This is a genomic window from Nocardiopsis alborubida, assembly GCF_012396365.1.
GTDB classification, from domain to species: domain Bacteria; phylum Actinomycetota; class Actinomycetes; order Streptosporangiales; family Streptosporangiaceae; genus Nocardiopsis; species Nocardiopsis alborubida.
Genome location: NZ_JAAXPG010000003.1, coordinates 62,525 through 75,672, shown reverse-complemented (window position 1 = coordinate 75,672; position 13,148 = coordinate 62,525). Strand labels below are relative to the sequence as shown.

The window sequence follows — 13,148 nt, the reverse complement described above, 5'->3', positions numbered from 1 at the left end:
GACCGGGGTAACTTTCCGGGTTTCTTCAGGGGAGACGCGCACTTGTAGACCGGCCGAAAAAGCACGACGGGCGACACCTGATCCATGATGTCCGTGGGCGCGCCGACCGCCTGGCCTGCGGACCAGCGCATATCCCCTCAGAGGGCGCATCGGACGCACCGGACGACGCCGATCCGCCCCCTCGATCGTTGACAGTATGTTGTCCATTTGACAGCATGCTGTCATGATCGAAGACACCAGGCAGACCGTCCACCTCGCCGTGTACGACCAGCTGGCGGACTGGGAGATCGGGCACACCACCGCGACCATCCGGGGCGGCGACTGGCAGCGCGACCCCGGGCGCTACGACGTGGTGACCGTCGGCCTCACCGGTGCGCCCGTCACGACCGCGGGCGGACTGACCATCCTTCCGGACATCACCCTGCCCCAGCTCAAGCCCTCCTCCAGCGCGATGCTGATCCTGCCGGGGGCCGACGGCTGGGACCTCGACCCCGAGTCCTTCTCCCCGTTCGCCTCGGCGGCCGGGATCTGGCTCGACGCCGGCGTACCGGTGGCGGCCATCTGCGGCGCCACGGCCGGGCTCGCCCGGGAGGGCCTCCTGGACTACCGCGACCACACCAGCGCCGCGCCCGAGTACCTGCTGGCCACCGGCTACGCCGGCATGCGCCGCTACCGCTCCGCGCTCGCGGTCTCCGACGGCGGCCTCATCACCGCGGGGCCCACCGCGCCCCTGGAGTTCGCCCGTGAGGTCTTCGCGGCCCTGGACCTGTACACGCCCCGCGTCCTCGACGCGTGGTACCGGCTGCACGCCGAGCACGACCCCGGCGCCTACCACGTGCTGCTGGAGGGGGCCTGAACATGGCCCCTGCCGAGGACAGACACTCCGACCTGCTCACCGGGACCGCGCTCACCGTCTTCCGCCTCAACGGACAGCTCCTGTCGGTGGCCGAGGAGCTGGCCCGCACCGCCGGGCTGACCGCCGCGCGCTGGCAGGTGCTCGGCGCGGTGACCCGTGAGCCCCTGCCGGTGTCGGCGGTCGCCCGCCGCTTCGGCACCACGCGGCAGAGTGTGCAGCGCATCGCCGACCTGCTGGTGGAACAGGGGCTGGCCGAGTACCGGCCGAACCCGGCGCACAGCCGCGCCAAGCTGCTCGCCGCCACGGGGGAGGGCCTGGACGCCCTGCGCCGGATCGGTCCCGACCACAACCGGGTGGCCGAGGCCCTGGTCACCGAGCTGGGCGAGGAGGACAGCGCGCGCGTGCTGGAGGCGCTGCGCCAGCTCTCGCGGGCCCTGGACCGGATCGGGAGCGACTGAGCGCCGGGCAGTATCGTCGGGCGGACACCCGTTCACCCCGGACACGGCCCCCGGGTCCGCTCCCCTCGCCCGAGGGCACGCGTCCCGCCAGGAGGAAGACGCCATGATCGACCTGCGTTCCGACACCGTCACCCGACCCACCCCGGCCATGCGCAGGGCCATGGCCGAGGCCGAGGTCGGCGACGACGTGTGGGGCGAGGACCCGACCGTGCGGGAACTGGAGGAGGAGACCGCCGGGCTGTTGGGCAGGCAGGCCGCGCTGTACGTGCCGTCCGGGCACATGGCCAACCAGCTGGGGCTGTACGTGTCCACCCGCAGCGGCGAGGAGGTGTGGGCGCACGAGAACCACCACCTCATCGGTGACGAGCAGGGCGCGACCGCGGTGCTGGCCCGGGCCCTGCCGCGCCTGTACTCGGACGGCCTCTGCCCCACCGACGCCCTGTTGGAGTCGTGGATCGCGGGCCGGGGCGACGTCCACCGGGCCGAGCCCGCCCTGGTGTGGCTGGAGAACACCTTCACCGGCCGGGTCCTGCCGCTGGCCGAGCAGCGCCGGGTCACCGGGTTCGCGCACCGGCACGGGCTGCGCGCGCACCTGGACGGGGCGCGGCTGTGGAACGCGGCCACCGCCCTGGGCGCGACTCCAGCGGAGGTCGCGGACGGGTTCGACACGGTGTCGGTGTGCTTCTCCAAGGGCCTGGGCGCACCGGTGGGCTCGGCGCTGGCCGGGGACGCCGACACGGTGCGCAGGGCCCGGCGCGGGCGCAAGCTGCTGGGCGCGGGGATGCGCCAGGCCGGGATCATCGCCGCCGGGGCCCTGTACGCGCTGCGCCACCACCGGGAGCGGATGGCCGAGGACCACGAGCGCGCCGCGGAGCTGGCCCGGCTGATCGCCGATCAGACCGGGCTGGCCGTGCGGGCGCAGACCAACATGGTGCTGGTGCCCACCCCGGCCGGGCAGGGCGCGCGCCACGCCGAGGCCTTCGCCCGCCACGGGGTCGCGGGGCTGGGCATCGGCGACGCCGTGCGCCTGGTGGTGCACCTGGAGACCACCGACCGCGACGTCGAGGAGGCCGCCCGGGGCGTGGCCGAGGCCACCGCCGAGCTGTGACCCCGGCTGCCGACCTCATGCCGTGAACCGGGGTCGCCCCCTCCGCCGCGATCTTGTACCTATAGCGCGCCTCGACCGTCCAACCTCGCCATAAGTACAAGATCATCGCAGGTCAGGGCCTCATGACACACCAGCGACGGTTTCGGCCGGTCCACTAGACTGTGCCGACCGCCTGACCGTCCGGCTGCCGCGGTCGTGCCGCGCGTCACAACGCGTAGTAGCATTCCGCGTATGACATTGTCGTACTAGAGAGTGGTAGCACCGCAATGCCGGGAAGAATCCAGTCGATCGAACGCGCGGCAGCCATCCTCCGGATCCTGGCCACCGGCGCCCGCGGGCTCAGCCTGGCGGAGATCTCCCGGTCCCTGGAGCTGCCCAAGGGCACCGTGCTCGGCATCCTGCGCACCCTCCAGCACGTGGGCTTCGTCGAGCAGGACCCCGAGTCGGGCCGTTACCGCCTGGGCGGGGGCATGCTCAGCCTGGGCACCCGCTACCTGGACGGCAACGAGCTGCGCACCCGCGCCCTTAACTGGGCGGACAGCCTGGCCTCGCGCAGCGGCGAGAGCGTGCGGATCGGCACCCTGCACAAGCACCAGGTGCTCGTGGTCCACCACGTGTTCCGTCCCGACGCCTCACAGCAGACCCTGGACGTGGGCACCCTGCTGCCGTTGCACGCCACCGCCATCGGCAAGGTCCTCATGGCCTTCGACCCCCTGGCGGCCCCCGAGGAGGACCCGGCCGTGGTCGAGACCGGCGGGGCCCCGGTCCTGACCTCCTTCACCCGGCACACCGTCACCTCCCCCGCCGCACTGGAGCGCCAGCTCGACCAGGTGCGCGACGACGGCTGGGCGTGGGAGGCCGAGGAGCTCGTGGACGGCGAGGTCTCCATCGCCGCCCCCATCCGCGACCGGCGCGGCACGACCGTCGGCGCCATCGGGGTTCGCGGCGCCGTCGAGCGCCTGCGCGGCGAGGGGGGCAGGCCCGACATGGAGCAGGTCTCCTACGTGCGCGACGCGGCGCGGGCCATCTCCCGGGAACTCGGCGTCACCCCCTACTGAGCCTGCCTCCTCGGGGCTCCGCTCCGTCTCTCCCCCCGCCGCCCCCAGCCGGCGGTCCGCGAACGCGTCCCCCTCCCGTGCCCGAACGCCCGCGGGACGCCTCCCGCGCGGCGGCTTCCGGCGTTCGCCCGCGCCTGGCAGCGTTGCCGCCGGGAGGGCGTGACGCACGCGACACGATTGCGTCACGCGGCCTTGACATGGGAAGGAAAGACGGATGAAACTAACGGCTACTCATACGTCAATGTCGTACAACGTGCGGGTTTAATCCGAAACCGTGTGCGTCCGGCCCCGTCCCGAGCCCCACCCTGAAGGCGAGCACCCGATGAGTCAGCAGTACGTCGCCGCGATCGACCAGGGCACCACGTCGAGCCGCTGCATCCTCTTCGACCGCGACGGACGTATCGTCTCGGTCGACCAACGCGAACACAGGCAGATCTTCCCCAGGCCAGGCTGGGTCGAACACGACGCCTCGGAGATCTGGACCAACGTCGAGGCGGTCGTCCGGGGGGCTCTGGACAAGAACGACATCACCCCCGACCAGATCGCGGCCATCGGCATCACCAACCAGCGCGAGACCACCCTGGTCTGGGACCGCGAGACGGGCGAGCCGGTCCACAACGCCATCGTCTGGCAGGACACCCGCACCGACGACCTGGTCCGCGAGCTGGGCGGCGAGGAGGGGCAGGACCGCTTCCGCGAGCGGTGCGGGCTGCCGCTGGCCACCTACTTCTCCGGCCCCAAGCTGCGCTGGCTGCTCGACAACGTCGACGGCCTGCGCGGACGCGCCGAGCGCGGCGAGGTCCTGTTCGGCACCATGGACACCTGGATCATCTGGAAGCTGACCGGCCGCCACGTCACCGACGTGACCAACGCCAGCCGCACCATGCTGATGAACCTGTCCACCCTCCAGTGGGACCCCGAGATCCTGGAGGCCATCGGTATCCCCGAGGGCATCCTGCCCGAGATCCGCTCGTCCTCGGAGGTCTACGGCGAGGCCAACGGCTACCTGGCCGGAACCCCCGTCGCCTCCTCGCTGGGCGACCAGCACGCCGCCCTGTTCGGCCAGACCTGCTTCGACCCGGGCGACGTCAAGGGCACCTACGGCACCGGCACCTTCCTGGTGATGAACACCGGCACCGAGCCGGTGACCTCCGAGAACGGCCTGCTCACCACGCTGGGCTACAAGCTCGGCGACGAACCGGCCGTGTACGCGCTGGAGGGCTCCATCGCGGTGACCGGCTCCCTCGTGCAGTGGCTGCGCGACAACCTGGGCCTGATCTCCACCGCCCCCGAGATCGAGACGCTGGCCCGCACCGTGGAGGACAACGGCGGCTGCTACATCGTGCCCGCCTTCTCCGGCCTGTTCGCCCCGCACTGGCGCAGCGACGCGCGCGGCGTCATGGCGGGCCTGACCGGCTACGTCAACAAGGGCCACATCGCGCGCGCCGTCCTGGAGGCGACCGCGTGGCAGACCCGCGAGGTCGTCGACGCGATGAACGCCGACGCGCCCACGGAGCTGACCACGCTCAAGGTGGACGGCGGCATGACCGCCGACAACCTGCTCATGCAGATCCTGTCCGACGTGCTCGACACCGAGGTCGTGCGCCCGATGGTCGCCGAGACCACCTGCCTGGGCGCCGCCTACGCCGCGGGACTGGCCGTGGGCTACTGGCCCGACGTCGAGACGCTGCGCGCCAACTGGCACAAGGCCGCCGAGTGGACCCCGAAGATGGAGCCCGCCGTGCGCGAGCGCGAGTACCGCAACTGGAACAAGGCCGTGCGCCGCACCCTGGACTGGGTCGAGCACGAGGACGCCCAGTAGCGCGGGGGCGGCGGCACCCCACCGAACAACCGGTTCCCAGAAGCCCCGGCTGCCACCTTCGGCTCCCGGGAACCGGCCCGCGGAACGCCCTGCGCGCTCCGCTCCATCCCATTCCTGTGACGGGTGCGTCCTATTGAACCCCCGCCTCCGGCCCGGCGCCGGTCGGCGGGGGCGAGGCCCCCGTGACCCGGTTCCCCCTGACGGGGCGGAGGTCTCCATGGTCTATCTGGCAGAGTTCGTCGGTACGGCGATCCTGGTCCTGCTCGGCGGCGGTGTCGTCGCCGGTGTCTCACTCGCGCGTTCCAAGGCCCTCAACGGCGGCTGGATCGTCGTCACCTTCGGTTGGGGCATGGCGGTCGCGATGGCCGTCTACGTCGTCGGCGCCACCAGCGGCGCCCACATCAACCCGGCGGTCACGCTCGGCCTGGCCAGCATCGGCGAGTTCGCCTGGGCCCAGGTCCCGGGCTACGTCCTGGCCCAGATGGGCGGCGCGTTCACCGGTGCCGTCCTGGTCTACCTGGTCTACCTGCCGCACTGGAAGATCACCGACGACCCGGACGCGAAGCTGGGCGTGTTCAGCACCGCTCCGGCCGTGCGCAACCCGGTGGCCAACCTCATCACCGAGATCATCGGCACCGCCATGCTGCTCCTGGGCGTACTGGGCATCGGTGCGAACTCCGGCTACGTCTCCATCGAGGGCGGCGTCGACCTGAGCGGCCTGTTCACCAACGGCCTCGCGCCGCTGCTGACCGGTCTGCTGGTGCTGGCGATCGGCCTGTCCCTGGGCGGCCCGACTGGGTACGCCATCAACCCGGCCCGTGACCTGGGGCCGCGCATCGCGCACGCGGTGCTGCCGATCCCGGGCAAGGGCCCGTCCGACTGGGGGTACGCCTGGATCCCGGTGGTCGGCCCTCTGGTGGGCGGTGTGATCGGCGCGTGGATCTGGAGGCTCACCGGCTTCGGCGCCTGAGCACCGCGGGCCCCGGGGGCGGTGCGACCGCCGCTCCGACCGGCCCTCCCACGACCGCCCGGGCCCCGAAGGCCCCTCCTCCGGGGCCTCCGCGACGGCCCCAGGGCCGCACCGCCCCGGGGCGTTCCGCGCACGCGGAACGCCCCGGGGCTTCGCTGTGCGCGCCCTCCACGCGGGCCTGCCGCGCGTGCGGCCATCGAAGTTCGACAATGCCGCATCTTTCGAGCCCCGTGTACTGATCCGGTTCCCCTGCGCGATCTTCGGCGAACTTCCCTTCGCCCTGGGGCGTTCCTAGGCCTGTTTTTCCGGCTGAACCACCCCCTCACCTTCACCAGCGTTCGGCATTGTCGTATTATGAAGGCGATACATCGCCTGAAACGTGGAGACTGTTCAGGTGCACGCGAGGCCCCCTCCATCCCTCCGAGGAGCACAGCCATGACCGTCAGCGCCAGCCAGAACCGCATCGCCTCGTCGCGCTCGCGCACACGCGACGAACTCACCCGGGGGACCTTCGACCTCCTGGTCGTCGGCGGCGGGATCCTCGGGACCTCCGTCGCCTGGACCGCCACCCAGGCGGGCCTGCGCGTGGCCATGGTCGATTCGGGGGACTTCGCCGGGGCCACCTCCAGCGCCTCATCCAAGCTGGTGCACGGCGGACTGCGCTACCTCCAGAGCGGCCAGGTGCGCCTGGTCGCCGAGAACCACCGCGAGCGCCGTTCCCTGGCCTCCGACGTGGCACCGCACCTGGTCAACCACATGCCGTTCCTGGTCCCGATCTACTCCGGCGGCCCGCACGGAGCCGCGAAGATGGGCGCCGGGGTGTTCCTGTACTCGGCCCTGTCCGCCTTCGGCGACGGCATGGGCCGCCTGCTCTCCCCCGCCCAGGCGCGGCGGCTCGCCCCGGGCCTGCGCACCGACGGCCTGCGGTCGGTGGCCGCCTACAGCGACCACCAGATGAACGACAGCCGCATGGCCGTCATGAGCGTGCGCGCCGCCGTGGACGCGGGCGCGGTGGTGCTCAACCACGCCGAGGTCGTGGGGCTGCGCACCACACGGGGCCGGGTCACCGGCGCCGACCTGCGCGACCGCGTCGAGGGCGGGGAGTTCGGCATCGACGCACGGCTGGTCCTCAACGCGACCGGTCCGTGGGTGGACCGGCTGCGGAGCATGGAGGACCCCTCCGCCTCGCCCAGCGTCCGCCTGTCCAAGGGCGCGCACCTGGTGCTGCGGACCCCCGAGCCCTGGCGCGCCGCGCTGACCATCCCCGTGGACAAGTACCGGGTGTCGTTCGCGATCCCGTGGGAGGGCAGGCTGCTGCTGGGCACCACCGACGAGGAGTACACCGGGGACCCGGCCGACGTGTCGGTCGTACCCGCCGACGTGGAGCAGATCCTCGGCGAGGCGGCGCTGGGCATCGACGCGCCCTACCTGGACGCCTCCCACGTCGACTACTCCTTCGCCGGGCTGAGGGTGCTGCCCGGCGGGCCCGGCGGCACCAGCGCGGCCAAGCGCGAGACCGTGGTCAGCCAGGGCCGGGGCGGGATGCTCTCGGTCGCGGGCGGCAAGTGGACGACCTACCGCCACATCGGCCGCGCCGTCCTGAAGGAGCTGCGCAAGGTCAGCGCCGTGCCGCTGTCCGAGGACATGGCCGACCCGCTGCGCACGGTGCCGCTGCCCGGGCTGGCCAGTCCGGACGCGGTGGCCCAGCGGCTCATCACCGACCGCGCGCCCGGCGCCCCGCTGGACCCGCTGGTGGCCCGTCACCTGGCGTCGCACTACGGGAGCCTGGCCATGGACATCGCGGCGATGGTCCGCGAGGAGCCGGGGCTGGGCGAGCGCATCCACCCCGACGGCCCCGACATCTGGGCGCAGGTGGTCTTCGCCCGCGACCGCGAGTGGGCGGTGACCGCGGACGACGCGCTGCGCCGCCGCACCACGGTGACCGTGCGGGGACTGGACACCCCCGAGGTGCGTCAGCGCACCGAGGCCCTGCTGGAGGAGTGAGTTCCCGCCCCCTCCGGGGGGCCGGACACACGAACGCCCCGGAAGGCGGTGCCTTCCGGGGCGTTACGCGAAGTTATCGCGTGCTAGAGCGCGACGACGTTCTCGGCCTGCGGGCCGCGGGTGCCCTCAACGATCTCGAACTCCACGCGCTGGTTCTCCTCCAGGTTACGGAAGCCCGAACCCTGGATGGCGCTGTAGTGAACGAAGGCGTCGGGGCCGCCGCCGTCGGGGGAGATGAAGCCGAAGCCCTTCTCGCCGTTGAACCACTTCACAGTTCCCTGAGCCATGTTCTCTCCTTCAGCTCGGTGTACACGGACGCAAACTCACGTCCGCGAATTGCCGCGAGCCGGACTCCCTTGGAAACCGCCCGCCGGTCACAAACTCCGCGGGCAAGACACCAACTGCGAAATTCAACGACTAACAATCACTTCGAACCTACCACAGACGGGCCAGCTGGCAGAGGATTCAGGTGTGGCAACCCGCACGGCCCGCCGGGGAATACCGATGGACCTTCCAGGGTACCCGTGTGCCGCGTGTGACCGCACACCGGGATGCCCTCTCCCGTTCAGACGGATGTCGCCGGCACGTCGTCGACGCACCTCAGGGCGGGTGCGCTCGTGGCCGCGTCCGGGTCCGGGACGACTCCGCCCGCGACCACGGGGGTGTGCGGCCCGCCGGGCGGCGGGGCGTCCGGGAAGGCGTCCGGGTCCCCCTACGGACCGAGTTCGCCGACGTTCGGGAGCAGGTACCGCAAGAGGACCCGGGACCGTACGGACATCCGCGAATCACCACCGACCGCCCGGGTTCGCGCGTCGAATTCCGGCTTTCGGCGGTCGGTGTCGAGACCGTGCGCGAAGAACCACCGCGCCCGCTTCCCCGCCCCTTCGACGGCGGGGATCCCGCGCCCCGGACCCCCGGGTCCGGGGCGCCTCCCACAGCGGGCGCGGAGGGGTCCGGAAAAGACCGAGGCGCCCGCGGGGGGTGGACGGGCGCCGGAATGGGGGAAAGCGGGGGGCTCAGCCCTGGTCGATTCCCACGAAGTGGCCCTCCTCGGCCTCGATCAGCGGTGCAGAGTCCTCGTCGGGCGCCGTCGGCAGGACGACGTCCTCGGGGGGGTTGGCCGCCAGTTCGGCGTCGACCTCGGCCCAGGTGCGGTGCAGCTGCGGCACGCAGGACAGCAGGTGACGGCTGTAGGGGTGCAGCGGGTTGTCGAAGACCCTGGCCGTGGGCCCCATCTCGGCGATCGCGCCCTTGCGCAGGATCACCGACTTGTCGCTGACGTAGTTGCCCAGCGACAGGTCGTGGGTGACGAACAGGATGCCCAGGCCGCGCTCCTTGAGGTCGGCGAGCAGGTTGAGCACGTCGATGCGCGTGGAGGCGTCGAGCATGCTGATGATCTCGTCGGCGACCAGCAGCTTGATGTCCAGCAGCAGCGCCCGCGCGATCAGCAGGCGCTGCAACTGGCCGCCGCTGAGCTGGTGCGGGTACTTGTTGAGGACGTTGCCCGGGTCCAGGCGCACCGTGGCGATCGCGGCCAGCACCTTGTCCCGCCACTCCGTCTCCGGGGTCTGCGGGAAGTAGGAGGTGCGGACCATCTCGAAGACGCGGTCGGCCTTGAAGATGGGGTTGAAGCAGCTGAACGGGTCCTGGAAGACCCCCTGCACGCGGCGGTAGTACTCCTTGCGCGCGGTGTGGCCCTTGATGGTGGTGATGTCGGTGCCCTCGAAGGTGATGCTCCCCGAGGTCGGACTCGACAGGCCCAGCACCATCTTGCCGAGGGTGCTCTTGCCGCTGCCGCTCTCACCGATCAGCGAGACGACCTCGCCCGCACCCACCGTGAGGCTCACGTCGCGGACGGCGCGCAGGCGGCCACCGCCGAACGCGCCCACCTTGTACACCTTGTGCACGTGGCTGAGTTCCAGCACGGTCTACCTCACCCCGTCTTCCAGCAGGCGGCCCAGTGGCCGGGTTCGATCTCCACCAGCGGCGGCTGTTCGGAGCACTTGGAGAACGCCATCGGGCAGCGGTCCTTGAACCGGCAGCCGGTGGGCGGGTTGAGCAGCCCCGGCGGGGTGCCGGGAATGCCCTCCAGACGGCCGCCCTGCACGGTGGAGGTGGAGCCGACCTCGGGCAGCGCCCCGATGAGCATCTGGGTGTAGGGGTGCTTGGGATCGTTGATGACGGTGCCCGCGGGCGCCTTCTCCACGACGTGGCCCGCGTACATCACCATGATCGTGTCCGCCATCTGGTACACGAGCGAGATGTCGTGGGTCACGAAGACCATGCTCTTGATGTAGCCCCGGTCGCGGAACTCCACCATCGACTCCGCGACGGAGCGCTGGGTGGACACGTCCAGGGCCGAGGTGACCTCGTCGGCGATCAGCAGCGACGGGTTGAGCAGGGTCGAGATGACCATGACGACGCGCTGCTTCATGCCGCCGGACAGCTCGATCGGGAACCGGTTGAGCACGTCGGTGTCCAGGCCGACCAGTTCCAGGCGGCGGTGGAGCTCCTCGGTGATGTCGGCGGGCCGCACGCCTCGGGCGCGCAGCAGCTCGTTGATCATCTTCCCGATCTTGCGGGTCGGGTTGAGTGCGCTCATCGCGTACTGCGGGATGAGCGAGATCTCGTGGTACCGCAGGGGCACCATCGCCTGGTCGTCGGCGATGGGCACATCCTTGCCGTCCAGCTCGATCGTGCCGCCGACGTGGCGCATCCGCGAGTCCAGGCGGATCAGGCTCTTGCCCAGGGTGGTCTTGCCGCAGCCGGACTCCCCGGCCAGGCCCATGATCTCCCCGTCGGCGAGGTCGAACGTGACGCCGTCGAGGGCGTGGACGTCCCCGCGCAGGGTCTGGTAGTAGACCTTCAGGTCCTTGACGCGCAGGGTCATCACAGCTCCCGCAGCTTGGGGTTGAAGACCTCGTCCAACCCGACGTTGAGGATGTACAGCGAGCCCACGATCACCGTGATGCCGAGGCCCGGCGGGATGAACCACCACCACATGCCGAGGGTGAGCGCGCTCCAGGAGACGGCGCTCTCCAGCATCAGGCCGAGGGACACGCCGTTGGAGGGGCCGAGGCCGATGAAGTCCAGGCCGGCCGCGGTGAGGACCGCGCCGCCGAAGAGCAGGATGAAGGACATCACCAGGTACGAGCTCATGTTGGGCGCGATCTCGGTGGTGATGATCTTCCACGTGCGCCGACCGCTCAGCCGGGCCAGGTCCACGTAGTCGCGGGTGGCCAGGGACAGCGCCTGCGAGCGGACCGCGCGGGCCGCCCACGGCCAGGCGGTCAGGCCGATGAACAGGCCCTGCACGAACAGGCCGCGCGCGTCCAGGTAGGCGATCGCGACGATGAGCACGACCATCGCGGGCAGCACCAGGACCACGTTCGTGATCATGTTGAGGATCTCGTCGACGATCCCGCCCTTGTACCCGGCGACGAAGCCGACCGCCGTGCCGATGACGAAGGCGACGCCGCCGCCGAACAGGCCGATGATGAACGTGGCGCGCACGCCGTGCACGAACTGGGCCCAGATGTCCTGGCCGAACGTGGTGGTGCCGAACCAGTACTCGCCGTTGGGGGACTGGGTCTGGGGGCCGACGTACTCGTTGGGGCTGTCGCTGACGAAGAGGGGGCCGATGATCCCGAGCAGCAGGAAGACCAGGACGATGCCCGAGCCGATGAGCAGCTTGGGGTTGCGCCGGGCGTAGTACAGGGCCTCGGAACCCTTGCGCTCGGCTGGTTCGGGGGCGGCCGCCTTCTCGGCGGTGCCCGGAGCTCCGGCGACGTTCGTCATGAGGAGCCTCCCGTCATCTGGACCCGGGTGCGCGGGTCGATCAGCACGTAGACGATGTCGATGATGAAGTTGGCGATCAGCACGCCGATGATCACGAACAGGAAGACGCCCTGGAGCAGGAAGAAGTCGCGGCTCTCCAGGGAGTCCAGGATGAGCTTGCCGAGGCCGGGGTAGTTGAACACGATCTCGGTGAGCAGGGAGCCCGCGATGATCGTGCCCAGCTGGACGGCCAGGCCGGTGATCTGCGGCAGCATGGCGTTGCGGAACGCGTAGCGCCGGACCAGCTTGCGCGGGGCGCCGAGGGCCTGGAGGTAGTTGGAGTAGTCCGCGTCCAGCTCGTAGATGATCATGTTGCGCATGCCGATCGCCCAACCGCCGAGCGCCACCAGGAACATGGACAGGAACGGCAGGAACCAGTGGGCGATCAGGTCGGAGATGAACAGCCAGCTGAACTCGGGGCGCAGGGAGAGGCTGTAGCCGTTCGAGGCCGGGAAGATCCCGGCGACGATGCCCAGGCTCCAGGCCAGCAGCAGGGCCAGCCACATGTACGGCGTGGCGGTGAGGATGTAGCCGACCGGCAGGACCGTGTTGTCCAGGGCCTTGCTGCGGGCGGCGAAGGCCCCGAAGCGGTTGCCGACGATCCAGCTGAGCAGGATCGCGGGGAGCAGCAGTCCCAGGGTGAAGGGGACCGCCCTCATGATGACGTCGGTGACCGGCTCGGGGTAGAGCATCACGCTGATGCCCAGGTCCCCCCGGAACAGGCCGGCCCAGAAGCTCAGGTACTGCTCGTGCAGCGGCCTGTCGAGGCCGAAGACCTCCTCGTAGTAGGTGGTCATGGCCGCCAGGGCCTCGGGGTCGCCCACCGAGGCCCGGCCGAGCATGCTGCGGATGGGGTCGCCGGGCATGAAGCGCGGAATCATCCAGTTGATGGTGACCGCGACGATGAACGTAAGCAGGTAGACGAAGAGCTTACGACCGATATAGCGCCACACACGTTCCTCCAGGTGATGGCGGCGGACAGTCGAGTGGCCCCGGAGCGGGCGCGGCGCGGACCCTGTGGGGGTGTTCCGTGCC

At 70.8% G+C, this 13,148-nt stretch carries 12 protein-coding genes; 7 read left to right on the top strand and 5 right to left on the bottom strand.

The window, feature by feature from the left end; all coding sequences use genetic code 11:
* Nucleotides 1-223: 223 nt before the first annotated feature.
* The 7 genes from HGB44_RS04095 to HGB44_RS04065 all read left to right on the top strand — a co-directional run bounded on the left by HGB44_RS04095 (nt 224) and on the right by HGB44_RS04065 (nt 8,276).
* Nucleotides 224-856, top strand: a complete 633-nt coding sequence (locus HGB44_RS04095; protein WP_061082115.1) for a DJ-1/PfpI family protein — start codon at nt 224-226, stop codon at nt 854-856.
* 2 nt (nt 857-858) lie between these two features.
* Nucleotides 859-1,314: a MarR family winged helix-turn-helix transcriptional regulator gene (locus tag HGB44_RS04090; RefSeq protein WP_061082116.1), complete on the top strand. Its 456-nt coding sequence runs from the start codon at nt 859-861 to the stop codon at nt 1,312-1,314.
* 103 nt (nt 1,315-1,417) lie between these two features.
* Complete coding sequence (locus HGB44_RS04085; RefSeq protein WP_061082117.1) at nt 1,418-2,422, top strand: threonine aldolase family protein; 1,005 nt, start codon at nt 1,418-1,420, stop codon at nt 2,420-2,422.
* Nucleotides 2,423-2,688: 266 nt separating this feature from the next.
* On the top strand, nt 2,689-3,480 hold the full coding sequence (locus HGB44_RS04080) for an IclR family transcriptional regulator (RefSeq protein WP_061082118.1): 792 nt from the start codon (nt 2,689-2,691) through the stop codon (nt 3,478-3,480).
* A 322-nt stretch (nt 3,481-3,802) separates the two neighbouring features.
* A complete protein-coding gene (gene glpK / locus HGB44_RS04075) occupies nt 3,803-5,302 on the top strand; it encodes a glycerol kinase GlpK (RefSeq protein WP_061082119.1) in 1,500 nt (499 codons plus the stop codon).
* A gap of 217 nt (nt 5,303-5,519) precedes the next feature.
* Nucleotides 5,520-6,272, top strand: a complete 753-nt coding sequence (locus tag HGB44_RS04070; protein WP_061082120.1) for an MIP/aquaporin family protein — start codon at nt 5,520-5,522, stop codon at nt 6,270-6,272.
* 435 nt (nt 6,273-6,707) lie between these two features.
* Complete coding sequence (locus tag HGB44_RS04065) at nt 6,708-8,276, top strand: glycerol-3-phosphate dehydrogenase/oxidase (protein WP_061082121.1); 1,569 nt, start codon at nt 6,708-6,710, stop codon at nt 8,274-8,276.
* A gap of 83 nt (nt 8,277-8,359) precedes the next feature.
* On the opposite strand, the gene HGB44_RS04060 is transcribed toward HGB44_RS04065, so the two are convergent.
* The 5 genes from HGB44_RS04060 to HGB44_RS04040 form a co-directional block, all read right to left on the bottom strand.
* Nucleotides 8,360-8,563 carry a cold-shock protein gene (locus HGB44_RS04060; RefSeq protein ID WP_061082122.1) on the bottom strand — a complete coding sequence of 68 codons (204 nt, stop codon included), beginning with the start codon at nt 8,561-8,563 and terminating at the stop codon, nt 8,360-8,362.
* 729 nt (nt 8,564-9,292) lie between these two features.
* The gene (locus tag HGB44_RS04055; RefSeq protein WP_061082123.1) at nt 9,293-10,201 is read right to left on the bottom strand and encodes an ATP-binding cassette domain-containing protein; all 909 of its coding nucleotides are present in this window, start codon (nt 10,199-10,201) and stop codon (nt 9,293-9,295) included.
* Between the two features lie 8 nt (nt 10,202-10,209).
* Nucleotides 10,210-11,166, bottom strand: coding sequence for an ABC transporter ATP-binding protein (locus HGB44_RS04050; protein ID WP_061082124.1), 957 nt, complete (start codon nt 11,164-11,166; stop codon nt 10,210-10,212).
* Nucleotides 11,166-12,074 carry an ABC transporter permease gene (locus HGB44_RS04045; protein WP_061082125.1) on the bottom strand — a complete coding sequence of 303 codons (909 nt, stop codon included), beginning with the start codon at nt 12,072-12,074 and terminating at the stop codon, nt 11,166-11,168. Before HGB44_RS04045 ends, HGB44_RS04050 begins: the two co-directional genes overlap by 1 nt.
* Complete coding sequence (locus tag HGB44_RS04040; RefSeq protein ID WP_061082126.1) at nt 12,071-13,066, bottom strand: ABC transporter permease; 996 nt, start codon at nt 13,064-13,066, stop codon at nt 12,071-12,073. Before HGB44_RS04040 ends, HGB44_RS04045 begins: the two co-directional genes overlap by 4 nt.
* Nucleotides 13,067-13,148: the final 82 nt, after the last annotated feature.